Genomic DNA, 24640 nt, shown 5'->3' on the forward strand with positions numbered 1-24640 from the left:
TCTAATATCGGATTTTGAAGCCATGGAAAGATCAGTCAAGTGATCATAAAAATATTCTTAACTGATCTGCATTAGGCATATTGCCCGCTAAGTTGAGGATACTAAGTTGTTATAAAACTAGCCGTTATGCTTTTAAACATAACGAAGTGCTAAATTTCTTAAAAACTAACGGTGATATTATTTGAGCACACCGTAGTGCTCAGCGCTTTACATACTTGATATGTATACGTACCACCCCCTTTAGTATTAATACTGTCGGTGTAGGCATTATTATTTGCAGTGGTAATGACTTTGCTACCATTGCGGTAGATATCAACTTGGCTTGTTGCTGCGCCATTCCAACTTAAATCAACAAATTTAGTGCCTTTTGATTTGTAACCTGAAGCGCTAAGAGAGATAGCATCTACGCCTGGCTCGGGATCAACACCACCAGTATCGCCACCCGCACAGCCGTTTGCTGTAAGGTAAGCATCAGCGTCTGCCGCTTTTACAATACCATAGCCAAAGTAATCATCACGACCAGCAGTCCCTTGATCTTGCGCAGTTGCTTTTAACGCATCGCGAATTTCTGTGCCTGTAAAGTCGCTATGGTTAGACCATACTAGCGCAGCAATACCTGAAACTGCAGGCGTTGCCATTGACGTTCCACTCATAAAACCATAATCAGTTGCGCCAATATTAATTGTCACGTTTGTACTAGCAACTAATGCGCTACGATCTTCAAATGCAGCGCCTACAGCAGGAATTGAAGTATCGTTGGTATCACCTAGTGTTGCGCATAAAATGCCGGCTTCATTGTTAATAATAACCGCACCTAAACCGCCTGAGTTTTCAAAGTTAGCAACTTTGTCGTAAAATGAAACAACGCCGCGGTCAATCATACATACTTTACCAGCCGCTGCTGGATCAACTGTTTCGCCGGTCCCCATAAAGTAGGCACTCGCCGTGACTTGACCTGCATTTACCATTGCTGATGAATTTTATGCTGTGCCATCGGCTGACATACTCGCTGCTGTAGCCATACCTGCAGGGTAGGTTGATAGCGTATCAACACCACCGGCTGTTACTTCTACACAAATGGTTTCATCGTTTGTTGCACGTTTACCACGACCTGATGAACAACTTGGGAATTGTGAAAAATCAGCAATTTGATTATTGGCATCATTAGCACCAACCATCATTACCCGCGGCAGCAACAACAAGGCCGCCTGCATTAGTAAAGTTAGCAAACGCATTTGATTCTGTACTGTTTGAGCCGCCGCCCCCTAAGCTCATACTAATAATGTTCGCACCTGCTTGAGAACATAAATCGGCCGCTTGAGCTAAATCAGATGAGTAACCCCAGCCTGATTCGTTAAATACTTTAATAATGTGCATTGCCACACCCAGTGCCATACCCACAACACCGAGGTTATTATCTGCAGCACCAATTGTACCGGCTACATGCGTCCCATGTGGGCCGTCATTATCAAACCAATTACCGGTGATGTTGCCCCAAATAAAGTCAGGGTTTGAGCTATCTAAGCCGGAATCGATAACACAGACTTTCATGCCTGCATTGGCATCAAAAGTTACTTGATCAACCTGTGATTGATAAACGGCATAAGGCGTAATTTGCTGCTGCATTACATCGCCTACATCATCGTTAAATAATGACATAGGTACACGCTTATGATCTTCTTCAATGAGTTTAATATGTGGGTTGTTGAGTAGGCCTTTTAAGCTACTTAAATCTTGACCAGTAAATTTTGCGGCAATAAATCCATTACCATCTACTTTAATCTCACCACCTAGTTTTTTAGTAAGCGCTTTAACAACACCTTTTTTATTGTTATCAACTTGAATGATGAAGCGATCGTTTGCAGCATGGGCAGTTCCGGCTGCACAAATACCAGTAAGAACTAATGCTAAGGCGAGTTTATTCTTTTTCATATTATAATATCCTAGAATTAATTGGTTAACTTTCTGTTAACTTAAGCCGGCATTAAAATAATAAAAAGCAAAAAACAAGGTGTTTTATCTACAAAAACAAAATTGTTTAACTAAAAATTAATCATTTTCAAACAAAAAATATATACTTTGTTTGGATTAGGGGCGGCTAATCAAGTAGCACCTGAATTAGCCAAAATGAGAGAAGTATTGAAAATGCGTTAGTGGCTAAGCATATTTAGCATAACGAAACAGTAAATAACAAAATGGAATTAATAATAGAAAGTGCGTACCAATAAGCTCTGGGGTTGATAAGTTTAAGTATTGAGTAATAAAAACCAATAAGCTTGCTCCACTCATTTGCATTGCTCCCAAAAGAGCAGAGGCGGTGCCTGCTTGTTTAGGAAATAAACTCAAAGCACGCCCAGCGGCAGACCCAAGCGTCAAGGCAAAACCAAATGCTGCAATGAACATAGGGATCATTAATGCCAATGGCGTTTTATATTGGCTTAATAACAACATAAGTAAGCCGGCACTCACTAGCACTAAAAGGCCTATTTTTAAAGCTCTTTTAGGTTGGCGTTTAATGTAAATAGGCATAATAAAACTAGCAAGAATACTAAGCACTGCATTGAGCGAGAACCAAAAGGTAAAGTCGGCTACGCTGCCACCTAATTCAGTAATGAGCCAACCGGGAGCCAGTGTTACAAATACCAATATGGCTGACATAGTGACCATACATAACAAGCTATTAAATAAAAATAATGGAGTTGAAATGATGGGGAAAAAGCGTCTTAAATCTAAAATATGCCCCTGGTAATGACTGTCTGCTGGTCGTGTTTCCCTAAACAAGAACAAAGTGACAATAAACCCCAGTAATGCAAAACCGGTTAAAAATAGAAAGTTCATTTGCCAACCAAACTGTACGGTTAGCCAAGCACCTAAAATGGGCGCTAATGCTGGAATAAAGCAAACTATACCGTTTAGATAGGTAATTATTTGGCCACTGCGTTCACTACCAAACTTATCTCTTACTATTGCAAAAGCGACAACAAAGGTAGCGCACGCGCCTAACCCTTGAATAGCACGAGCAAACATCAGTACTAAAAAGCTAGGAGCATAATATGCACCCAATGCCGCCAGTCCATACAAAGCGACCCCAGTTAAGGCGACGGGCTTTCTGCCAAAACGATCAGCGAGTGGACCTGCAATTAACTGCCCCAAACCAACAGTAAGCATAAAAATAGCCACCGTTTGCTGTACTTGCTTTTCGCTCACTGAGAATTGCTCTGCGATAGTGGGAAAGGCAGGCAGGTAAATATCAATGCCCATCGGACAAAAAATGACGAGTAACGCTAATATAAGTAATAAAGTAAAATTGGGTTTAGCGGGCTGTGTATGCATCAGGTCTCCTTTTGTCGGTATTTTAAGTGGCGACTGATGAAAAAGAAAGGGCTTATGGCCGATGTATCAGCCAAGTTACCTACTTTTAACCTTATTATGATTATTTTTGTTTAAGTATCACACTTCTTTAAACTGATCCGATGTGTTAATTTGCTTTTTAAGCAAAGACAATGGAAAAATAATAATGAGTAATGAGTCTGCATTAATTAAAACATGGCATAAATTTAAAAAGTGGCCATGCGGTAACTGGCTTTTCAGTAAAGCCGTGTGTTTCAAGGCACCTTATTTTGGCTCTATGAAACCCACTATTTTAGATTTAAAAGCAGGACACTGTAGTGCTGTGGTTAAAAACACACGCCGTGTACATAATCACATTGGAACAATTCATGCGATTGCTCAATGTAATTTGGCTGAGCTGTGTGCGGGAGTGATGGTGGATGCGACGGTACCGTATAAAACACACCGTTGGATACCTAAAGGTATGACAGTACAATATTTAGCTAAAGTAGACACAGACGTTACCGCGATTGCTGAAATTGAGTTGCCTCATCAATGGATTGATAAAGAAGATTTAGTGGTGCCGGTAAAGCTTTATAATACCCGAAATGAGTTGGTGTTTACTGCAGATATAACCATGTACATCACAAAGAAGAAGTAATTGCTAAATTATATTTTTATATAAAGTATTAAAAACAATGGTTTAGTTTATTGACTAAACCATTTTTTGTTCAGGTTTAACTTTTTGCAGTAGACGACTTGTTTACAAACGAAAGGCCACTGTCTTCATTGTCAACAATGGCTTTTACATCGTTAACCGGTTTTGGTTTATCTTTAGCATGCTCAATGACTTCTTTTTCAAAGCGCTGCTTTAAACTACCTTCAATAATCGCACCGGCTTCTATGCTTAGTGTGTCATGAAAAATATCGCCAAGGACATGGGCATTATTTTCGATCTTCACTTCGCTTGCATTTAAAGAGCCTATGATTTTACCTTTAACAACAACGCTGCTAGCCTCAACAACGCCTTCAACAACACCGGAGGAGCCGATAACTAAATGCTCAGCTTTAATATCACCGTCAATACGTCCATCGAGTTGCACTTCACCTTGGCTAACTAAAGAGCCCGTAATACGCACATCGTTAGAAATAATTGAGGGAGTATGACTCACTCGCTTGATTGATGAGTCCGTTTTTGCTTGTTTATTTTTACCAAACACGAGAAAGCGCCTTTGTTATTTTTAGTGGATTGACATGCTTGTCGTCTATTAATACTTCATAGTGTAAATGAGTACTTGTACTTCTTCCGGTACTGCCCATTAAACCAATGACATCGTGCTTTGCAACAACTTGGCCTTTTTTAACATTAACTTTGTTTAAGTGACCAAAGCGCGTTACAACGCCATTTTTATGTTCTAATTCAATAAAGTTACCATAACCACCATTGCGGCCAGCTCGGCGTACCGTTGCATCGGCAGGGGCAAAAATTTCTGTTTTATGCCAGCCAGCTAAATCAACGCCTTTATGAAATGCGCGTCTTTTATTCATGGGATCTTTTCGAAGCCCAAAGTTGCTCGAAATATAATATTTTGCGGCAGGTAAGGGTAATGTGTTCGGCAAGGCGGTTAAAAAGTTTTCTAGCTGATTTAAAACAAGCAACTTATCGGCAATGGCTAAAAATGTATTGGGTATTTTACTTTCATCAAGTATGTCCAGCGGGCCACCTTGCGCCGTTGTTTGTGCCGCTAAGGCGAGGTGCTGTGCAAGTGCATTTTCAAGACCTGTGTCTTGCAATATCTCTAAAATAGCGTCGTGGCGTTGATTAATTTGCGCAGCTAATAAGGTAAAATTAGTATCGTATTGTTCATTTAGTAAAGTATAGCGCTGCTCAAAACTGGTGGCGCTATTATGGGCATGTTTGTTTTGTGACTTGTCATCTTCGAGCGGCTCATGGAATTCGCTCTCACTCTCATTTATAGGGGAGGAGTCAAGCTCACCCTCTAATTTAATGGCGTCTTTGCTAATAGAAGCAGGCAATGATTCAATCATACCTTGTAATAAAGCTTGTTTTTGTTCTAGTTCAGCTAACTGTTCTTGTTGTAATGCATAGCGTTGCTGCTGCTGCTTTACTTTTTGTTGCCACTGCGCTTGCTTATCAAGTTGAGTTTGTTCGATATGAGATATTTGGTGTGTTTGCATATACACACGAATACTAGAGACACTCATCCACACAATAGCGGTGATAATAATAGCGAGTACAGAAACTTGTAACCATGGTGCCAAAACCACATGCTTTACTTCGCCATTTTGGCGAATAAGCAGCTGGCGAGCTGGGAAGTTTTTATGAAAAAAAGATTTTATGAATACAGACATGTCACATATTTACTGGCTATTAACGGATTCAAGATAGCAATTTCAACTAAAAAAGCCAGAAAAAAATTGTAACTATGGCTTAATTAATAAAAAAGGGCGGCTTATTCGGCCACCCTTTTTTACTAGTTTATTGATTTTACAATTATTTTGCTGGCAATACCGTACTCTCCACGCAGCCGAAGCCAATACGTGCAAAACCTTCTTTTTCACACCAGCCACGCATTATCACGTTGTCGCCGTCTTCTAAGAAGCTACGCTGTTCGCCGTTGCTTAAGGTAATTTTTTCTTTACCACCACGAGAAAGCTCAAGTAATGAACCGGCTTCTTCATGAGTTGGGCCTGATTGCGTTCCAGAGCCCAGCATGTCGCCTGGCATAAAGTTACAACCGTTTACCGTATGGTGAGTCACCATTTGTGCCACAGTCCAGTAAGAATGCTTAAAGCTAGATTTAGACACTTGTGTTGGATTGTAGCCTTCATCACGCATTTTTTGTGTTTGAATTTTAACATCCATTTGAATATCAAATGCGCCTTGATCACGGTTAGCCGTTGATTCTAAATATTCCAATGGTTGCGGATCATTTTCATCACGCGTCCAGCTTGTTCTAAATGGTGCAAGTGCTTCGGTAGTTACAATCCATGGTGACACGGTTGATGCAAAGTTTTTTGCTAAAAATGGACCAAGCGGTTGGTATTCCCATGCTTGTAAATCACGTGCTGACCAATCGTTGAAAACACAAAAGCCAAACACATGTTTTTCAGCATTTTCAATGGCAATAGCATCACCCTGCTCATTACCCTTACCCAAGTAAATACCCAGTTCAAGCTCGTAATCAAGACGCTTACACGGACCAAATGAAGGTACTTCTGCGTCTGGCGCTTTAGTTTGTCCTTTAGGGCGATGGAACTGCTGACCAGATACGCCAATAGATGACGAACGACCGTGATAACCAATCGGTACCCACTTGTAATTCGGTAGCAGTGGGTTATCAGGGCGGAATAAACTACCTACGGCCGTAGCATGATAAATCGAGGTGTAAAAGTCGGTGTAATCGCCAATGCGACACGGCAGAGCAAATTCAATCTCGCTTTGCGCAATAAGTGCGTGTGTAAGTTGTTCTTGATGCTCAGAACCTTCACGTAATGCTTTCGATAATGCTAAACGTAGGGCTGACCAATATTGCTCACCCAGACCCATAAACTCATTTAGTGTAGGTTTACTTGCTGCAGCAATGGCGACTTGAGCATCGCCACTAAAAATAGCGAGTTCATTTACTTTTGCTAAATCAATAACCTGATCGCCAATGGCAACCGCGCCTCGGAAAGCTTCGTTGCTATTTTTGCGACGTACTTCGGCAAAAGGTAGATTTTGGATAGGGAAGTCACATTGTGCATCATTCGCTGATGCAACCCAGCTAGTTAAATTTATATCATGGGTTTCGTTAATTAAACTCATTACATTTCCTTTGGTTTAGTTGGTCGCGCATATCAATTTATTAGATAAGAACATAGCACCAGCAAATTTTAAATATCTACTAGTTATATGGTGATGAAAAGCGCGATTTAAACACGCAAAGAGAGATAAGATCTCTTAGTTACGATTAAACGACAAAAAGCAGCGAAATACGCTGCTTTTTAGAGTCATAATTTTAATTATAAAACGCCGCGGCGTTCTTGATCTCGCTCGATTGATTCGAACAGCGCTTGGAAGTTACCTTCACCAAAGCCACCATCGTCAACACGTTGAATCATCTCAATGAAGATAGGGCCAAATAAGTTTTTAGAGAAAATTTGCAATAAGTAGCAATCTTCGCTTTGGCTATCAACCAGGATTTGATGCTCACGAATCTTTTCTTTGTCTTCTTTAACCCATGGTACACGGTCAAAAATAGTATCGTAGTACTCAGGGATAATATCTAAAGTGGCGATAGTTGATTTATCTAACTTATCAAGTGAGCTCACTAAGTCATCAGTTAAAAAGGCTAAATGCTGTACACCTGGGCCATTGTATTCGCCTAGGTATTCATCAATTTGGTTATTGTCGTTACCTTTACCTTCATTGATTGGAATAGAGAAAGTGCCACAAGGTGATTTTAATGCATAAGAGAGTAAGGCTGTTTTTTGGCCTTTAATATCAAAGTAGCGCACTTCGGTAAAACCAAACACGTCTTTATAAAAGTTAGCCCATGTTTCCATTGTGCCTTTATAAACGTTGTTAGTTAAGTGGTCGATACGTAAGAACCCTTTATCATTAACGACGTTTTGCTCAGCTAAATCTTCAAAGTCGTTTGCGTAGATAGAGCCTTTATCGCCAAACTGTTCAATAAAGTATATTAAGCTGTCGCCAATGCCGTAAATGGCAGGGTACGGTAAGTCTTTATTTGCCGCATCAGTAGCAGGCTTAGCGCCACGCTCAACCGCTGCTTCAAACGCCGCTTGAGCGTTCTCTACGCGCCAACCCATAGAACAAATTGCTGGGCCATGATTTTTAGCAAATTCAGCTGAAAAACCATCGCGTTCATTATTTAGTAAAAAATGAATATCGTTTTGGTTGTAATAAACAATGTCTTTACCTTTAAATTTTTTTAACTTTGAAAAACCAAAATCGGTAAACACTTTATCCATGTAATCGGCATCGGGTGTTGCGTACTCGGTAAATTCAATACCAACCAAACCTAAAGGGTTATTTACTTCACTCATTATAATTACTCCCGCAATTAAGCACTGCGATTATTAGTTATCGTATTGCCTGCATGATTAACCAGATTGGTGTTTTGGGGAAGAGGGTGTTGTTATTTAGTAAATAGCGCGTGTGTAAATTTTACGAGACGGTTATCAAAGTATGTTGTTTATTTACATACGAGCAGGTGAAAGTAAAAATTAGGTAGCGAGATGAAAGTGCAGGTTTTCTTGTTAAGTTATTGATTATTAATATTTTAATTTAATTTATTTATATGTGTTTTTAGTTTTTTTGCGCTTAAAAAAGTGCGGTTTTTGTATTTTATTATTTACACTTTTAATGAGTTTGGTTAGCTGCGATATATATAAAATCAAAGAGTATTGATGGTTTGCTGCTATAAACTCGTTTGTGCACAGTGATGAGGTATAAATAATAAACGGCTGAATGTAAAAATTGTGTGGTTTAATCTAGCGGCCATAAAAATACCCCCTGCAGTTAACTACAGGAGGTATTTGATATCATTTATCAAAGCTCATAATTATGCGTGTGATAAATCTAAATTATTGTGTTGGTGCGGTTTGTTCTAAACCTTGTTTTTCCCATATTTTAGCTTTAAAACTCATCAGTACTAAGATGATACCTACACCGATACTAAATAAGGCAATTTGTAGGTAAAGGTTCGGGATTTCTTCAACATTGTTAGGATCAAAGTTACCAGCAAGTAATCCTGAAATAACGTTACCGATAGAGTATGTAAGTACGAATACCCCCATCATTTGACCAGTAAAGCGGCGAGGCGATAACTTACTTACAGCGCTCAATGCAACTGGGCTTAAACAAAGCTCACCCACTGTGTGTAAGAAATACGTAGTAACAAGCCAATAAGGTGCTACTTTTAAGCCTTCAGCGGCATAGTGTGCTGCCATAAACATTACTAAAAAGCCTGAAGCCATAATAACGAGGCCCAACGCACATTTTACGCTGTAAGTAGGCGAGACCATTTTTTTAGATAAATTAATCCAAAAAGCGGCAAAGAATGGTGATAGCGCAATAATGAACAATGAATTTAGAGATTGGAACCAGGTCGTTGGAATTTCAAATGTGCCAACCAGACGGTCTGTGTAGTCACGAGCAAACAGATTTAATGAAGAACCGGCTTGTTCAAAGCCAGACCAAAAACAGGCTGAAGCGACACAGACTAAAAATAGCGCCCACATTCTTTGTTTTTCAGCATCGGTTAGTTTGCCTTTGAAGTATATAAGGCCAAAGTAAACGAAAAAGATAACAGTAAATATAACTGCGGTGTACCCTGCAACAATCGATGGGTTAATGACAATAGCACCTGTCATCGCAGCAGCGGTAACACCGGCGGTCGCGATAACAAATGCAGCAATACCACCCCATGCGCGCGAAGTACCTTTAGGACTTAATGGGTTAGCAGGTAAGGCGCTGTGATCTGGTAAGTTTTTAAGTGTACGCTTGTATTGAATTAAACCAATACCCATACCAACAGCCGCGGCACCAAATGCCCAGTGCCAACCTACGTTTTCCATAAAGTAACCACACACGTAGTAACCAATTAAAGAACCTAAGTTAATACCCATGTAGTAAATAGCGAAACCACCATCACGGCGCTCATCTTCGTCAGTATAAAGCTGACCAACCATGGCACTTATATTAGGTTTAAGTAAACCAGTACCTGTTGCAACAAAGATCAAACCAATGAAAAATGAATATTCATGTGGCACGGCTAAGATAATATGGCCACACATGATAATAATACCGCCATACCATACTGCTTTTTGGCCACCAAACAATCTATCTGCTAACCAACCACCAGGTAAACCTAAAAAGTATACTGAACCTGTGTATAAGCCATAAATTGCAGCAGCAGAAGCAACGGTAAATCCTAGGCCTTCTTGTTGTAAACTTGCTGTCATAAATAATACGAGCATCGCTCGCATACCGTAGTAACTCATTCGTTCCCACATTTCTGTGAAAAACAGGGTTGAAAGTCCTTTAGGGTGACCAAACCAGCCACTGTCAGAATTTGAACTCATATTTACTTCCTAATTCATTATTGTTTTGATGACCTTGTGGTTTTTTATTTAGCTAAATTTTTACTCATAAAAAGTATAATAAATGCTCGATCATCAGTGTTTTTATGCAGCTAAGGTAATGGTTTGCTAAACGCAGCTATACGTTTAGGTAAGAGTCACACCCTTATCCTAGTTACAATTGCGCCTAAGTATACATAGACCTTTGTGCGAGGGGAAGCGTTGAGCGCGCTATCATACATCGGTTATGTAATTGTTAAATACCAGTGTGTGAACCCCTATTTGCTGCAGTAAACACCTAAACTTATCAAAAAATATCTTTAACATCATAGGTAACATTGTCATACCAACGTTATCTTTAACACTGTTTAAATACAGCTTGAAAAATAAATAAAAGCTTTGTTTTACGGGTAGTTACAGCTACTAAATTTTTAATAATAGTTAACCTTTACTACTTTAATTTAATAATCACCACTTAGATTAAACATGAGCGAATATTGGCGTATGGACAGTAATGATTCGCTCATTGCAGCATATAATTTATACAAGGCCAGCTTGACTAAATTGAGTTGCAATAACCCCGACTTTTAGTGAACAGCCAAGCTTGAATGCGTTAAGTGCTTGAAAAAGCCCTCTAGTTAGTAAAAAAACATTTTTTCGTCCAAATTTCTTTACAATAAACTATGCTCGTAAACAGAGTTAGCGTATTATTCACGCCAACTAGTTTTTCCTTACCTGAGGGTGTATGCGTTTAGATATTCACTGTGCAGACCGAGTTGGTATTGCTCAAGAGATTCTTAATATTTTAGTTAGCTACAATGTTGACTTAAAGGGGATTGAAGTCGACTCAGTAAATTGTCGTATGTATGTGAGTTTTCCTGAGATTGAATTTGAACAATTTCAAAAAATCATGCCGTCTATTCGCTTAATCGATGGTGTACATGATGTACGCACAACCGCGTTTTTACCGTCTGAACGTGAGCACAACGAACTTAACACCTTATTAAGAGCACTTCCTGATGGCGTTATATCTATTGATGCTAAAGGGTGGGTGCGCCTGTGTAACGACGCAGCCTGCAAAGATTTACAACTCACAGAAAAAGAAGTCACCGGTGCTAATATTAATAATTTGCTCAAAGGCTTTAACTTTACGCGTTGGTTAGAGGGCAAAGAAGTACTGGGGCAAACCACGCGTGTTGAAGTAGCAGGTGAAGATTTTATTGCTGATATTCTGCCTATTGCGGTCCCTCAAGGCAGCGAAGGCGATGTGTTAGCGGGCGCGGTAATTAATATAAAATCGCAAAGCCGTTTAGGTCAGCAAGTGAGTGCTTTTAGGCGTTATGGCCAAGAAAGCTTCGCGACTATTCATAACTTTAGCACGGCGATGCGCCGTGTGGTTCGCGAAGCGCGAAAAATGGCGCAACTTGAAGCTCCCATTCTTATTACGGGTGAAACGGGGACGGGTAAAGAGTTGCTAGCACGAGCTTGTCACTATGCATCTAACCGCTCAGTAAAACCATTTATTGCTTTATCGTGTGCCTCGTTACCAGATGATGTTGCTGAGTCCGAACTATTCGGTTATGCCGGGTATGAAGAAAACGCAGCGCCTAAACGTGGTGTACTCGAACAAGCGGATGGTGGAACGGTATTTTTAGATGAAGTAGGTGAAATGTCGACGCAGCTACAAACTAAATTGCTACGTTTTTTACAAGACGGTACATTTAGAAAAGTTGGCGACGAAAACGAAGTTAAAGTGAACGTGCGTATTATTGCTGCCACGCAAAAAGATTTACCAGCAATGGTTCAAGAGGGCGTATTTAGAGAAGATTTATACTACCGAATTAATGTATTAACACTGGAAATTGCGCCGCTTAGAGATCGTAAAGCGGATGTTGGGCCACTTGCTGAACACTTTATTCAAAAATATGCGCAGCAAAATGGCCATACAGTCCCCGAGTTATCTGAAGAATGTTTAACGTTTTTACAAGATTACCCATGGCCTGGCAATGTACGCCAATTAGAAAACGCGATTTACCGTGCGGTATCGTTGTTAGAAGACAGTGAACTGCGCGTTGAACATTTACAGTTACCTACGTTTACCCATGATTTAGGCTATTTAGAGTCTGATTTTGAGGGCTCGCTTGATCAAGCGGTTAAGCGTTTTGAAGCCACCTTACTGCGTAAGCTTTATCCTGCCTATCCTAGCTCTCGTCAGTTAGCTAAACGCTTGGGACTGAGTCATACTGCTGTGGCTAATAAATTGCGTGATTACGGCATTAACCGCAAAACGGTTAAAGTTTAAAGATAGATACCCAAATATTCTCATTTAGTGATTGATTCCTTGGTTTAAAAACAACCAAAGGAGTCAATCGCTATGATACACTGATAAAAACTCAACTGGTAAGACCTCTACTGTGAACTTATATTTTAGACTACTGCTGTTATTTTTTAAAATTAAACGTAATCGTGACTATCAATCGTTGTTAGATACGGTTGATATAGACTACAAAGCATTACCAAGTGACTGCGATATTAATTTGCATTTAACCAATTCACGCTATTTGGCGATGATGGATTTATCGCGTACCTGGATGACTGAACGGGTTGGTTTGCTTAAGCAAATAATGAAACGTCGTTGGTTTCCTATTGTTAATGCGACAGCTATTACCTACATCCGCGATATTAAGCCAATGCAACGTTTTACTATTAGTACGCGTTTGGTTGGCTGGGATCATAAATACTTTTACATTGAACAAAAGTTTCATTCTGAGCGGGGCTTACATGCCATTGCTTATGTGCGCGGCGTGTTTAAAAGTAAGAAAGGGGTGGTCAGTGTTGAGCATATGCTCGAGGTTGCAGGCTTTGACGGGGTTGCCCCCATTTTACCGGCTGAAATAATTCACTGGAAAGAAATGCTTGAGCAAAAAAAAGTAAATAACTTACCTCGCTAAACACAGGCAAAAAAAAAGGCCTAACGGCCTTTTTAACACACACATAAACGTTATTAAAACGAGTATTTAAGACCAAACATGGCAACAACAGGGTCAAGTGACACGGTTGATGTTAATGCTTTTGCGCCATTAGCATAAACAGTCGCATCAGTATCAATATCCATGATTGATACCATAGCGTGTAGGCCCCATTTTTCATCAATCTTGTAGTTAGCACCTACTTGAGCAACAAAACCAAATGAATCATCTAGTTTTACTTCTACATCGTTAGTTCCTAACGTTGCTTTAAGTGCTGCAGAAGGCTGTTCGTCAAAGAACGTCGTATAGTTAATTCCCACACCTACAAACGGACGAAGTGCATAGCTGCTATCTAAAAAGTGGTATTGTGCAACCAGTGATGGTGGTAAATGTTTAATATCAGCAATTTTATTACCAGCTAAACCACCAGTACCTTCTACATCATGAGAAAACGGCGTTGCTGCAATAAGCTCTAATACCCATTGGTCGTTAAATGCGTAATCTACAGTAATACCTAACTGAGTATCTGAGTCGCCTTTTAAGCCTAGAGTAGGTGCTTCGTTAATTTTTGAACCATCGTTATCTGGATTAACATTAATTGCGCCAACATTAACACTAAAGTTAGCGTGTGCTGCAGGAGAAAGAGCCAGTAAAGAAGTAAGTATTGCAATGCTTAGTTTAGTTTTCATGTTGTTCTCCGTGAACTACTGTGTGACTATTTGTTGATTGAGGCTATTATTGCTCGAGGTTAAAAATAAAAACCTGTTCTAGATCAAAGTTTCAAAAGCGGATGAGTAAAGAGCCTCTATTTATTGATTTAGATTAAACTTTTACTTAATTAGTGCTTAAAAATTATTGACTGATCACTTAAATACAAGCCGCAAACGAAGTATTCATAATATAATCAGCTAGTTTTGTTAAACTAAGGCTATGTTCACGGTTTAATAAAAGAAAGCGACCTCATGACTCCCTCTGGTCAACTATTTCTTCAAGGCTCCATTGCTAAAGCGCTGTTGAAATTAGGTATTCCTATTATCCTCATTAATATATTGCAGTCGGCTTATCAGCTTACGGATGCATTTTGGGTTGGGCGATTAGGAGCAACCCAAGTCGCTGCAGTGTCTATTAGTACCCCGATCACTTTTTTAGTCATTGCTATAGGCTCTGGGCTTGCAATGGCCGGTGCTATTTTATCGGCGCAATACATGGGCGCAGGTCAGCAAGATAAAGTGAACCATGTTGCAGCGCAAACGGTGTTAATGGTTGCATTTACCGCCTTAGTGTTAGGGCTACTTGGTTATGTACTTTCCCCATACTTTTTAAAACTGCTAGGCGTTGAGCAGGCGGTTTACAGTGATGCGCTTAAGTTTATGCATGTGTCCTTTATTGGCGTTATTTTTGTGTTTATTTACGCCATGTTCCAATCACTAATGCGGGGCATTGGGCAAACTAAAGTACCTTTAATCATAGTTAGCACCACCGTGTTACTTAATTTTATTCTCGATCCGCTATTTATTTTTGGTTATGGCCGTTTTGAAGGGCTTGGCGTTATGGGCGCTGCGCTGGCGACTTTGGTTACACAAAGTTTAGCGGCGCTGGCGGGAATTATTATATTTTTACGCGGTCGCCATGGTATTCAATTACAGCTAAAAAGCTTCTATCCCGATTGGCAATATATGAAACGGGCTTTTTTCTTAGGAGCGTCTGGCTCTATTGAATTATCAACACGTGCTTTTGGCTTGATCATCATGTCATTTTTAGTGGCAAGCTTTGGAACCGTTACCATTGCGGCTTATGGCGTGGGCTCTAATATTTTGCAAATGGTGATGATCCCTGCCATGGGTTTATCAATGGCGGTATCAACCTTGGTGGGGCAAAATATGGGCGCCGGCAATATTAAACGGGCTGAGCAAATAACGAAGCTTGCCAGTATGTGGGGATTAATAGGCCTTTCTTTTGTTGGGGGCATTGCTTACTTGTATGCTGATACGCTGGTGGCATTTTTTATTCCCGAAGATAACAGTGTAATAAATAAAGGCGCGCAGTTTGTTCAAGTGATGTGTTTAAGCTGGGGGGGAATTGGTGTTCAGCTTTGTATTGTTGCTGCTTTTCGTGCCTCTGGGAATATGCTTAATGCCATGATTATCGCGTTATTATCACAATGCGTGGTGCAGTTTCCTGCCGCTTATATTCTTTCTAATCACACTTTGCTTGGCGATCAGGGAATATGGTATTCGTTTGCAATTACGAACATAACCATCGCACTGATAGCGTTCGCTTGGTTTATGCGTGGCGCATGGAAAAAAACCAGATTAACCAAAGAAGATAAACACATTGTGCAGGTGACACGAGAAACATTAATAGAAGAGGGCACACGTTAGCCTGTACTTTCATAATGCGGTCATAAAAAGTCGTTGTAATAAATACACTGCTAAAACGAGGTGTGTTTATTATGACAAAAGCTATCAACAAAAAAGTACCCGCGCCGTACTTAACTATTGCACAGTTAAAAACGCTCAGTCACTTACAAACGCTGATCCAATTTAAGTCAATTACGCCTAATTCCGCTGGTGGTATTGAGTGGCTGGCACATCAGCTAACTGATTTAGGTTTTAGCATTGAGCAGTTTAGTGCCCATAATGTCACTAATTTAATTGCTAAAATATCTTTTGGAGCAGGCCCTGTGGTGGCATTTTCTGGTCATATTGATGTGGTCCCTGCTGCGCAAGGTGGCTGGTTAGCTGATCCGTTTGATGGAAAAATAATTAATGATGCGATTTATGGGCGTGGTGCCGCCGATATGAAAGGAGGCATTGCAGCCATGCTTAGCGCAACGCAGTCGCTAATACATAGTGCGCAGCAAAAGCAGGGCACCTTGTATTGGTTGATCACCTCTGATGAAGAAGGTGAGGCAGAGCATGGCTCAGTGTTGATTGCGAAACGCCTAGCACAACAAGGTGTTGTACTTGATGGCTGTATTGTTGGTGAGCCTACAAGTCATTTGCAAGTGGGCGACACCATAAAAAATGGCCGACGTGGCGCGCTGTCAGCACGTTTAACCATTCAAGGAAAAGCAGGACACGTGGCCTATCCTGAAAATACCATCAATGCTGCGCATATCAGCGCTGAAGTAGTGAATAGATTAACCCAAATTGATTGGCTTTTAGATGAGCCAAGCTCAAAAACAAGCTTGCAAGTTACCGGTATTAATATTGATAACGTGCTTGATAATTTAGTGCCTGCTCAATGTGATATTACGTTTAATATTCGCTACAGCCATGGGTATAAAAGTACAGATGTGAAACAGCTGGTACTTACTGCACTGAATGATTTAAACGAATATTTAACGGTGCAATGGGAGCGCCCATGTGAGCCTTATTATACAAGCCATAGGGCAGAGCGCTGCTTACTCGCCCAGCTAGAGCAGGCAATATTTAACGTGACCGGAAGCTATCCAGTACTTAGTACCAGCGGCGGGACTTCAGATGGGCGGTTTTTTGCAAGTAAAAACACGCAAGTGATAGAGTGCGGGGTTTTAAACCAGACCATTCATCAAGTTAATGAACATGTGCCCATTAGCGACTTGTTACAAATAGAGAAAATATACACCCAACTATTAGTACATATATTTACTCAGTCTAATAATCAGGGGATTTGATAAATATGAAATTGCCTAAGTTTAAGTATTTAAGTTTAAGCGCCCAAGCTTAGGCGCTTAAGTTAATATTTTAACGGCAAAGCTTAGTTTATTGAGGCGGTGTCTTGCGCTCCCAAATAGCGTTTTGCTTTACTCGGTTTTACTTTCTTAAGGTCGACCAATACCAATCCATCAATACAATTATTAAATTGCGGATCAATACTAAAACTTAAAAACGTTACCCCATTTGGCTCACATAGCTCGGTGTATTGTTTAAATAGTGTGGGTACATGGGTGCCCATATTAGCCAGTATGTGTTTAAGTTCTACAAAGTCTTCTTTGATGTTGTTACCCATAAACAAATTAGTGCATTGAATCTGCTGCTCACGGGTATGACGAAAAGCATTGTTAGGCGTTGCGAGTGACTTTTCAGAGCCATAATAGTGCTGATAGTAATGCACCAGTAAGGATTTTGCTTGCTCTGGCAGTGCGTTTGACACACTCACTGCACCAAATAAGTAACGATACTGGGGGTAGCGATTAATAAAAGCACCAATGCCATACCATAAATAGTCGAGGCTTTTTCTGCCCCAGTATTTGGGTTGTACAAAACTACGGCCTAATTCTATGCCTTGCTTGAAGTATGGCGTCATCTCTTGGGTATAATTAAATAAGCTATCGGTATAAAGCCCACGTTGAGAGTGCTGTTCAATCACATCCTGCGCGCAGGCTAATCTGTAAGCGCCAACTAGTTCGAGTGATTGTGCATCCCATAAGACTAAGTGTTGATAATGCATGTCGTATTTGTCTATATCACGGCGATTGCCACTGCCTTCACCTACTGCACGAAAGGCAATTTCCCGTAAGCGACCCAGTTCACGAAATAACGGTGAGCTGCCTTGGTATTGGTATAAATAAATAACCATGCCATCACTGGTTTTACCTAAATGTTCACAGCTTTCGATGGCTTTTTTTAATTCTTTTTTACACTCTGGTGAGGCAATAGGGGCATGAGTTTTTAGTGGCAGTGTTTTTTTAGTGGTTAAACGGTACAGCTGTTTTCGTATAAGCTCGACCACTTCCTTGTCTTTTAAATCGGGTATTAAATAAGATTCAGGAGCAATGGAGGCGCCTATTTCAAATTCGAGCGATTTTTGGCGCTGTTTAAACATTTCTTTGACTAGTAATAAACTGGCAAGCGGTTTATATAGCATAGAGGCACCGTAAAAAAGCGGGCTGTTTCTGGCTTTTATATGTATGGGTAAAATTGGGCTATTGGCTTTTTTAGCGATACGTAAAAACCCGCTGTTCCATTTACAGTCTTTGATCCCTGTTGGTCGAAGTCGAGAAACTTCACCCGCAGGGAAAATAAGTAATGCTCCTTCATTTTTTAAATGCTGGTGGATATTACTAAGCTCTTGTTTTTTACTTTGCCCCGACAAATTATCAACGGGTAGTAATAATGAATGCATTGCATCAACGGTCATTAGCATTCGGTTAGCCACGACTTTTAAATCGGCACGCACCGTCGATAACACATTAATTAATGCAAGCGCATCTAAGGATCCAATTGGATGATTAGCAATAATGACAATTTTCCCTTCACTGGGAATATTTTCTATTTGTTTTGCTTTGTATCGAGTGTCAAAATCAAGTTCATCAAGTACTTGCTCGACAAATTCTATTCCTTGAAGATGGGGATAAGTTGTTGCAAAGTTTGTAAACTCTTGTTCATGTAATAAGTAGCTAAGGCTCTTTTTTACCAGTTTTTTTATTTTAAATGAGTTAGTTAACTGTGGTAAGTTAGTCGCAATTACTTTATCTACACTGATCATACGCACCTCTTTTTTATACTAGGCTAAAGCCAATATGTTTAGCTTAGAGTGCGGATATGACAATACGCGGTCAGTTGTGTGACTTTTTAAAACCGTTTACATACTATTGAATTGAACCATATCAGTACTACTATTCAGGGTTACTTTTTAAGGAATCATCATGTCAGTTTTGGTGGCTATAACAGGCCGAGACAACACAAAATTAATAGCAAAAATGCAATCACGATTGCCTAGTATTCGAATTGAAGAACTTAATGATTGCCAAAATTTAGAGAGTGTAGAGTTCGTTTTAGCGTGGAATGCGCCTGCATCACTGTGGCCCACGTTACCAAACCTAAAGGCTGTGTCATCATTTGGCGCAGGCGTTGATAGCATTGATTTAAGTTTATTACCTGCGGATGTAGAGGTCGTGCGTATTGTTGATAAACAGTTAGCCAACGATATGGCTGAATACGTACTTACCCATGTATTAGCACAAAAATTGCGATTAAAAGAATATGCAATAAAGCAACAGCAAAGTATATGGAAACCTAAAAGAGCGCATAAACATAATCAAGTAAGCATTTTAGGGTTTGGCGAACTAGGTCAAGCATGTGCACATAGGCTGGTTAATAACGGTTTTAACGTAAATGCTTGGAGCCGAAGCCCTAAAACATCAAACATTGCGACACTCTATCATGGTGATGACGGCTTAACACAGATGCTTGCGCAAACCGATTATTTAGTATGTTTATTACCGCTTACCAGCAGTACCCAAGGCATTATTAATAAACAGTTACTTGAGCAACTGCCTGAACATGCTGTGGTGATTAATGTGGCCAGAGGTGGGCATATAGTAGAAGCTGATTTACTTGATGCACTTAACAATACACGTATACGCGCAGCAACGCTTGATGTGTTTGCCAGTGAACCACTGCCAAGCGAACACCCTTATTGGTTGCATCCAGGTATTACTTTAACACCGCACTGTGCTGCGTTGTCAGATCTGGATAGTGTTATTGAACAAATAGCAGAAAACATTTTGCGTTTAAAAGCGAAACAGCCATTAATAAATTGCATTGATAAGCAGCAAGGTTATTAATTGGCAGTTGTTGGCCTTCAAGGATTAAAATTTGTTTAATTTTTAACAGAAACAGCTTGTTAACATTTGTAATTTTTATTATTGTTAAAAACAGTTCTAACAATAATAAAAAAATAGGATGAATTATGAAACCCAATCAAGGGGGCGCAAAAATTAGCATCGTGGTTGTATCTATCATTATATTAGGAATATCTGCCTGGTTTAATCAAGCCAATGCGGCAGCGCTGCTGATCTGACCCTTATTTTCACAGCAAGATTTAGCTACGCTTGCTGTGTATTTCTCTATTTTGATGCTTTTTATCATCACTTTTCTTCAATAAAACATACGTCGCACCACTTCCTCCATGCTGCCTAAGTGCAGTATGAAACGCTAAAACGCATGGAATTGTTTGTAACCACTGATTTACGTAACTTTTTAATATCCCTGGCTTGGTTTTATTTTTAATACCTATGCCATGGCGAACGAGTACCATTCTTATATTTCGCTGATGGCAGTCTTGAACAAAGGCTAATAATGATGCGTGTGCATTTTTTAAAAGTTGCCCATGTAAATCAAGCGTCGCATCAAGCTGATATTTCGCTAATCTTACATTTTTAAAAACCGCGCTTTGTACGCCCTCTTTTTTAAAGCTTAATATGGCAAATGGATCGAGTAATTCAAGTGGTTCATCCAACGGATTGAACTGTTCAGAGACTAAATCTGATTGTGCTGCTTTATTTTTTTCTTGCTGGGCGATGACCGCTTTATGGTTTTTAGGTGGTAAGGTCACAGTGTCATGCGTTATGGGGGTAACATCTTCCATAGAAGATAAGAATAAATCGAAATCTGACAATGGCATGGGCTTATCTCAAATTAGGCAAGGGTCTGTTGACCTTTGCGGATTAAAATTTGTTCAAAATAGAGGCGGTTTAATCGCGGCGCGAGGTTTGTAACCTAGTGGGCTAAGTAAAAACCGAGCAACAAAGAGTAAATCGCCCCTAGGTAGAACCCAAAGGGCAGCGCCTGTTTGGCATTGATGCTGCGTTATCACCTATCTATGGGGAATACCACACCACATAGGCTCTGCCTTGCCTAAATACCAAACAGACTGCTGCAAATTTAACCTTGAAAGGTCAACAGACCCTGTTACGAGATAAATTTTAACTTAGTTCAAACCCAGACCCAAGATTTTTAACAGTGAGATATAAAAATGCCCAGAAAAACTGGGCTATAAAATATTCTAAGGGGAAGTAATTAATGCTGAGATACGCTAAATTGCCCAAACGTATAAACTTTGAACAAGTAAAATGTGTTGATCAACACTAAACTCATATTTGAAATAATACTCGACGACATAAGATCTAAGCTAAATGATAGGAATAACAAACCACACGCACTAATCGCAGCAACGCGAAGCAGTGTCAGTTGGTTGATAAAGAATGCACCTAAACCTAGTGCAAGTAGTAATGTATTTAAAAGCCAATCTAGCTCGTTTAGCATGGTCGTTTCAATAGTTCAGTTGTTGAAAAAAGGAGCGCCATTATGTTGATCTTTTGCACAGCTTTCAACCAAGTAATTTTAAATTTTCAGATTAGTTTTTTTAATGCTAAAGGTAGGTCATTAATACCGAAAATAATCCCTCTTCAGCAATAACATGATATTTTTGGCAGCTTTGTGGTTGCTGAAGATCTACACAGAGGTATAGTGTTCTGCGATGCTTATCTAGTCTAGGGTGCAGCGTTGAATCCAGTAGCTTTGGTTTATTGGCAAATAGCCCTGGCCAATAAATACTTTTGCTAACCATGGCTGATTTTTTATAGGTGAGTAAACTAGGCTTTGGCGCTAAAACAAATATAAGTAATAATATCGTGAAAATAAAAAATGCGGTTAGTTTGGCGCCACGTTTTACACCTACTGCGCGCGGGTTTGATTGTGAGCCAAGGTTTGCAGGCTTGTTACTAAGTATTGGTTTAACATAGGCCGCTTTTTTTTTTTTGCGACGACTCTTTTTTGTATTTTTCGACATAAAGCAAATCTGGCCTTTTTGGCTTAGCTCTCTATAATAAAGTAAATATTTGTATTTTAAGCAAATCACCAATTTCGCAGACACGGCTTTTAGCCTATAAGGATTATATATGAATACGCAGCTATCTATTTTAATAGTTGATGATGTTAGCGCGGTGCGTAGCTTTCTAAGTCAAACATTGATGCATTTAGGGATAGAGAATGTAAAAGAAGCGTCTACGGCCGCGCAGTGCATAAGTGAATGCCGTGCAGCAAACTTTAACATTATATTTTTAGATATAGAGCTACCTGACGGCGATGGTAAAGAGCTTATTGCGCAGATAAATGAGTTATCACCAGAGACAAACGTGGTGATGGTGTCGGCGCATTCAGGCGTTGAAAATGTGAAGGATGCAATAGATAGAGGGGCAAAAGGATTTGTGGTTAAGCCTTTTTCTCCGAAGAAAATTGCGGCGATGCTGAAAAAGTTTTATCCAGAGCTCGATAACGTTTAAAAAGCGTATTTATTTTGGGCAAAAAAAAACCGGCAAAAGCCGGTTTTTTTAATCTTGCAAAAACAAATTATAGCGCTTTAATTTTAGCAGCTAAACGGCTCTTATGACGAGCAGCTTTGTTTTTGTGGATTAGACCCTTAGTTGCGTAACGGTCTAGGATAGGTGTAGCAACAGAAAAAGCTTGCTGTGCAGCTTCTTTATCGCCAGCTTCAATAGCTACGATTACTTTTTTGAAGTAAGTACGCATCATTGAACGACGGCTTGCGTTGTGCTGACGGTTTTTTTCGCTTGTGATAGCGCGTTTTTTTGCAGACTTGATGTTAGCCAAGGTTTGCTCCTAACAATCTTAAATAAAGCTTAAATTAAAGGCCGTGGAATATGCCTGTTTTTATCATGAATGTCAATTTAATTTTAACAATCCAAGAAAAACTGCTCCTTATAACGAACATCAATTTGCCGCTTTAGCAGTTAATGCCGCTATTGTAACAAAGCAAGGGGTTCGAGCCTAGTGCTTTAAAGCGATTTATAAAAAAGACTATGGCATAATTAACTTAATTGCTGATTTTTAATATGGATTTATAGTGTCAAAAGGTTTGTTTCGTTCCGGGATGATTGTAAGTGCAATGACAATGATCTCGCGTATTTTAGGGCTAGTACGAGATGCCGTCGTAGCTAACTTGTTGGGGGCAGGGGCTGCTGCCGATGTGTTTTTATTTGCAAACCGTATTCCTAATTTTTTACGCCGTTTATTTGCTGAAGGGGCTTTTGCACAGGCGTTTGTACCGGTATTAAGTGAAATTAAACAGCAGCAAGGCGATGAGAAGGTCAGAATATTTGTTGCCCAAGCCGCCGGCACGTTAGGCACTATTTTACTGATAGTGACGCTCTTTGGTGTGATAGCGTCACCTGTTATTGCTGCTTTATTCGGCACTGGTTGGTTTATTGATTGGTGGCAAGGTGGCCCTGACGCAGAAAAGTTTGAGCTTGCCAGTTCACTATTAAAGCTGACCTTTCCTTATTTATTTTTTGTAAGCTTAGTGGCGCTTAGTGGCGCAGTAATGAATGTGTACAACCGTTTTGCAGTTGCCGCATTTACTCCTGTATTACTTAATGTTTCTATTATTGGTTGTGCCATTTTATTGCATGACCAATTTTCTGTTGGTGCATATGCATTAGCAATAGGCGTATTTTTAGGGGGCGTGGTACAGCTATTATTTCAACTGCCGTTTTTATATAAAGCAAAAATGTTGGCCCGCCCGCGATGGGGTTGGCAAGACGAAAATGTTAAAAAAGTACGTAAATTAATGCTCCCAGCGTTATTTGGTGTATCAATTAGTCAAATTAACTTATTACTCGATACGGTAATAGCTTCATTATTGATGACAGGCTCTATCGCTTGGCTGTATTACTCAGATAGACTGATTGAATTCCCACTTGGTTTATTTGGTATTGGTATTGCGACGGTTATTTTACCTGCGCTATCAAAATTACACAGCAGTAAAAAAAGTAGCGACTTTCAACATACCCTAGATTGGGGAGTGCGATTTGTTATTTTTTTAGGGCTCCCGGCCATGATAGGGTTGATGATTATTAGCCCGTTGATTATTACCGTGCTGTTTGATCACGGTGCGTTTAAAGAGGCTGGCATTGATCACGTTAAGGCAGTGAGCTTAGGGGTGGTTGCCTACTCGGTGGGATTAGTCAGTTTTATGTTAATTAAAGTGTTGGCGCCTGGGTTTTATTCTCGCCAAGATACGAAAACACCGGTGCGCATTGGTATTGTCACTTTGGTGCTTAACATGGTGTTTAATATTATGCTGGCGCCCTTTATTGGCTATTTAGGCTTAGCCCTGGCAACCTCTATGTCGGCTAGTTGTAATGCCTACTTACTGTACCGACAGCTTAAAAAAGAGAATGTTTATCAGTTTTCCAGCATGAGTGGCTACTTCACTTTGAAGTGTTTGTTGGCAAGTATAACAATGGGCGCATTGGTTTGGTTTACTAGTAGGCAATATGACTGGGTTAGTTGGCACTTTAGCGAACAAGTTATGTTATTGGTTGTGTTATTAATTATTGCGATTGTTAGTTACTTTTTTATGTTGTTTTTGATGGGTGTTAGACTAAATACGATAAAAAGTGTAGCAATTACTGAATCAAATTAAAAAAAAGATTATAATCG

At 39.9% G+C, this 24640-nt stretch carries 20 protein-coding genes and 1 pseudogene; 8 read left to right on the forward strand and 13 right to left on the reverse strand.

Features of this window, described 5'->3' with window-relative positions:
• Window positions 1–158: 158 nt before the first annotated feature.
• Together QL984_RS13800 and QL984_RS13805 are read right to left on the reverse strand one after the other, a co-directional pair.
• Window positions 159–1932: pseudogene (locus QL984_RS13800) on the reverse strand (S8 family serine peptidase).
• A 225-nt stretch (window positions 1933–2157) separates the two neighbouring features.
• Window positions 2158–3333, reverse strand: a complete 1176-nt coding sequence (locus tag QL984_RS13805) for a multidrug effflux MFS transporter (protein WP_013464448.1) — start codon at window positions 3331–3333, stop codon at window positions 2158–2160.
• A gap of 184 nt (window positions 3334–3517) precedes the next feature.
• On the opposite strand from QL984_RS13805, the gene QL984_RS13810 reads away from it, so the two are divergent.
• Window positions 3518–3991 carry a hotdog fold domain-containing protein gene (locus QL984_RS13810; protein WP_016899426.1) on the forward strand — a complete coding sequence of 158 codons (474 nt, stop codon included), beginning with the start codon at window positions 3518–3520 and terminating at the stop codon, window positions 3989–3991.
• Between the two features lie 76 nt (window positions 3992–4067).
• Here QL984_RS13810 and QL984_RS13815 read toward each other — a convergent pair whose 3' ends face one another.
• From QL984_RS13815 to QL984_RS13835, 5 genes are all read right to left on the reverse strand, one after another.
• Window positions 4068–4550, reverse strand: a complete 483-nt coding sequence (locus tag QL984_RS13815) for a polymer-forming cytoskeletal protein (RefSeq protein ID WP_013464451.1) — start codon at window positions 4548–4550, stop codon at window positions 4068–4070.
• Entirely contained in the window at window positions 4540–5703 is a 1164-nt protein-coding gene (locus QL984_RS13820; protein ID WP_016899427.1) for a M23 family metallopeptidase, read from the reverse strand. The genes QL984_RS13815 and QL984_RS13820 overlap by 11 nt, the downstream gene beginning before the upstream one ends.
• A gap of 142 nt (window positions 5704–5845) precedes the next feature.
• Window positions 5846–7159 carry a fumarylacetoacetase gene (fahA, locus tag QL984_RS13825; protein WP_016899428.1) on the reverse strand — a complete coding sequence of 438 codons (1314 nt, stop codon included), beginning with the start codon at window positions 7157–7159 and terminating at the stop codon, window positions 5846–5848.
• Window positions 7160–7356: 197 nt separating this feature from the next.
• The gene (hppD, locus tag QL984_RS13830; RefSeq protein ID WP_016899429.1) at window positions 7357–8403 is read right to left on the reverse strand and encodes a 4-hydroxyphenylpyruvate dioxygenase; all 1047 of its coding nucleotides are present in this window, start codon (window positions 8401–8403) and stop codon (window positions 7357–7359) included.
• Window positions 8404–8943: 540 nt separating this feature from the next.
• Window positions 8944–10443: a peptide MFS transporter gene (locus QL984_RS13835; RefSeq protein WP_013464455.1), complete on the reverse strand. Its 1500-nt coding sequence runs from the start codon at window positions 10441–10443 to the stop codon at window positions 8944–8946.
• A gap of 742 nt (window positions 10444–11185) precedes the next feature.
• Between QL984_RS13835 and tyrR the strand changes: the two genes are divergently transcribed.
• Together tyrR and QL984_RS13845 are read left to right on the forward strand one after the other, a co-directional pair.
• Window positions 11186–12742, forward strand: coding sequence for a transcriptional regulator TyrR (tyrR, locus tag QL984_RS13840; protein ID WP_013464456.1), 1557 nt, complete (start codon window positions 11186–11188; stop codon window positions 12740–12742).
• A gap of 112 nt (window positions 12743–12854) precedes the next feature.
• Window positions 12855–13391 carry a thioesterase family protein gene (locus QL984_RS13845; protein ID WP_016899430.1) on the forward strand — a complete coding sequence of 179 codons (537 nt, stop codon included), beginning with the start codon at window positions 12855–12857 and terminating at the stop codon, window positions 13389–13391.
• Window positions 13392–13444: 53 nt separating this feature from the next.
• Here QL984_RS13845 and QL984_RS13850 read toward each other — a convergent pair whose 3' ends face one another.
• Complete coding sequence (locus tag QL984_RS13850) at window positions 13445–14098, reverse strand: OmpW family outer membrane protein (RefSeq protein WP_013464458.1); 654 nt, start codon at window positions 14096–14098, stop codon at window positions 13445–13447.
• Between the two features lie 273 nt (window positions 14099–14371).
• Between QL984_RS13850 and QL984_RS13855 the strand changes: the two genes are divergently transcribed.
• Together QL984_RS13855 and dapE are read left to right on the forward strand one after the other, a co-directional pair.
• Window positions 14372–15790 carry an MATE family efflux transporter gene (locus tag QL984_RS13855; protein ID WP_016899431.1) on the forward strand — a complete coding sequence of 473 codons (1419 nt, stop codon included), beginning with the start codon at window positions 14372–14374 and terminating at the stop codon, window positions 15788–15790.
• A 71-nt stretch (window positions 15791–15861) separates the two neighbouring features.
• Window positions 15862–17067, forward strand: a complete 1206-nt coding sequence (gene dapE, locus QL984_RS13860) for a succinyl-diaminopimelate desuccinylase (protein ID WP_013464460.1) — start codon at window positions 15862–15864, stop codon at window positions 17065–17067.
• A gap of 83 nt (window positions 17068–17150) precedes the next feature.
• On the opposite strand, the gene QL984_RS13865 is transcribed toward dapE, so the two are convergent.
• Window positions 17151–18881, reverse strand: a complete 1731-nt coding sequence (locus tag QL984_RS13865) for a lysophospholipid acyltransferase family protein (RefSeq protein WP_013464461.1) — start codon at window positions 18879–18881, stop codon at window positions 17151–17153.
• A gap of 160 nt (window positions 18882–19041) precedes the next feature.
• Here QL984_RS13865 and QL984_RS13870 point away from each other — a divergent pair, with 160 nt between their 5' ends.
• Window positions 19042–19962: a glyoxylate/hydroxypyruvate reductase A gene (locus QL984_RS13870; RefSeq protein ID WP_013464462.1), complete on the forward strand. Its 921-nt coding sequence runs from the start codon at window positions 19042–19044 to the stop codon at window positions 19960–19962.
• A gap of 257 nt (window positions 19963–20219) precedes the next feature.
• On the opposite strand, the gene smrA is transcribed toward QL984_RS13870, so the two are convergent.
• The 3 genes from smrA to QL984_RS13885 all read right to left on the reverse strand — a co-directional run bounded on the left by smrA (window position 20220) and on the right by QL984_RS13885 (window position 21968).
• Entirely contained in the window at window positions 20220–20801 is a 582-nt protein-coding gene (gene smrA / locus QL984_RS13875; protein ID WP_020476932.1) for a DNA endonuclease SmrA, read from the reverse strand.
• Between the two features lie 395 nt (window positions 20802–21196).
• Entirely contained in the window at window positions 21197–21442 is a 246-nt protein-coding gene (locus QL984_RS13880; RefSeq protein WP_013464466.1) for a hypothetical protein, read from the reverse strand.
• Between the two features lie 106 nt (window positions 21443–21548).
• Window positions 21549–21968: a hypothetical protein gene (locus QL984_RS13885; protein WP_036979098.1), complete on the reverse strand. Its 420-nt coding sequence runs from the start codon at window positions 21966–21968 to the stop codon at window positions 21549–21551.
• Window positions 21969–22077: 109 nt separating this feature from the next.
• On the opposite strand from QL984_RS13885, the gene QL984_RS13890 reads away from it, so the two are divergent.
• Window positions 22078–22461 (forward strand): response regulator, encoded by a 384-nt coding sequence (locus tag QL984_RS13890; RefSeq protein ID WP_290172869.1) that lies wholly within the window; start codon window positions 22078–22080, stop codon window positions 22459–22461.
• 67 nt (window positions 22462–22528) lie between these two features.
• On the opposite strand, the gene rpsT is transcribed toward QL984_RS13890, so the two are convergent.
• Complete coding sequence (rpsT, locus tag QL984_RS13895) at window positions 22529–22789, reverse strand: 30S ribosomal protein S20 (protein WP_008114420.1); 261 nt, start codon at window positions 22787–22789, stop codon at window positions 22529–22531.
• Between the two features lie 253 nt (window positions 22790–23042).
• Here rpsT and murJ point away from each other — a divergent pair, with 253 nt between their 5' ends.
• The gene (murJ, locus tag QL984_RS13900; RefSeq protein ID WP_255314645.1) at window positions 23043–24623 is read left to right on the forward strand and encodes a murein biosynthesis integral membrane protein MurJ; all 1581 of its coding nucleotides are present in this window, start codon (window positions 23043–23045) and stop codon (window positions 24621–24623) included.
• Window positions 24624–24640: the final 17 nt, after the last annotated feature.

Source organism: Pseudoalteromonas sp. APC 3495 (assembly GCF_030407645.1).
GTDB lineage: Bacteria > Pseudomonadota > Gammaproteobacteria > Enterobacterales > Alteromonadaceae > Pseudoalteromonas > Pseudoalteromonas tetraodonis.

Excerpts from the sequence above, each read along its gene's own strand:
- QL984_RS13890 (WP_290172869.1), top strand. The coding sequence starts at position 22,078 with ATGAATACGCAGCTATCTATTTTAATAGTTGATGATGTTAGCGCGGTG.
- QL984_RS13820 (WP_016899427.1), bottom strand. The coding sequence starts at position 5,703 with ATGTCTGTATTCATAAAATCTTTTTTTCATAAAAACTTCCCAGCTCGC.
- smrA (WP_020476932.1), bottom strand. The coding sequence starts at position 20,801 with ATGCCATTGTCAGATTTCGATTTATTCTTATCTTCTATGGAAGATGTT.
- QL984_RS13880 (WP_013464466.1), bottom strand. The coding sequence starts at position 21,442 with ATGCTAAACGAGCTAGATTGGCTTTTAAATACATTACTACTTGCACTA.
- QL984_RS13810 (WP_016899426.1), top strand. The coding sequence starts at position 3,518 with ATGAGTAATGAGTCTGCATTAATTAAAACATGGCATAAATTTAAAAAG.
- QL984_RS13850 (WP_013464458.1), bottom strand. The coding sequence starts at position 14,098 with ATGAAAACTAAACTAAGCATTGCAATACTTACTTCTTTACTGGCTCTT.
- fahA (WP_016899428.1), bottom strand. The coding sequence starts at position 7,159 with ATGAGTTTAATTAACGAAACCCATGATATAAATTTAACTAGCTGGGTT.
- hppD (WP_016899429.1), bottom strand. The coding sequence starts at position 8,403 with ATGAGTGAAGTAAATAACCCTTTAGGTTTGGTTGGTATTGAATTTACC.
- QL984_RS13885 (WP_036979098.1), bottom strand. The coding sequence starts at position 21,968 with ATGTCGAAAAATACAAAAAAGAGTCGTCGCAAAAAAAAAAAAGCGGCC.
- dapE (WP_013464460.1), top strand. The coding sequence starts at position 15,862 with ATGACAAAAGCTATCAACAAAAAAGTACCCGCGCCGTACTTAACTATT.
- QL984_RS13865 (WP_013464461.1), bottom strand. The coding sequence starts at position 18,881 with ATGATCAGTGTAGATAAAGTAATTGCGACTAACTTACCACAGTTAACT.
- QL984_RS13855 (WP_016899431.1), top strand. The coding sequence starts at position 14,372 with ATGACTCCCTCTGGTCAACTATTTCTTCAAGGCTCCATTGCTAAAGCG.
- QL984_RS13835 (WP_013464455.1), bottom strand. The coding sequence starts at position 10,443 with ATGAGTTCAAATTCTGACAGTGGCTGGTTTGGTCACCCTAAAGGACTT.
- QL984_RS13805 (WP_013464448.1), bottom strand. The coding sequence starts at position 3,333 with ATGCATACACAGCCCGCTAAACCCAATTTTACTTTATTACTTATATTA.
- tyrR (WP_013464456.1), top strand. The coding sequence starts at position 11,186 with ATGCGTTTAGATATTCACTGTGCAGACCGAGTTGGTATTGCTCAAGAG.
- QL984_RS13870 (WP_013464462.1), top strand. The coding sequence starts at position 19,042 with ATGTCAGTTTTGGTGGCTATAACAGGCCGAGACAACACAAAATTAATA.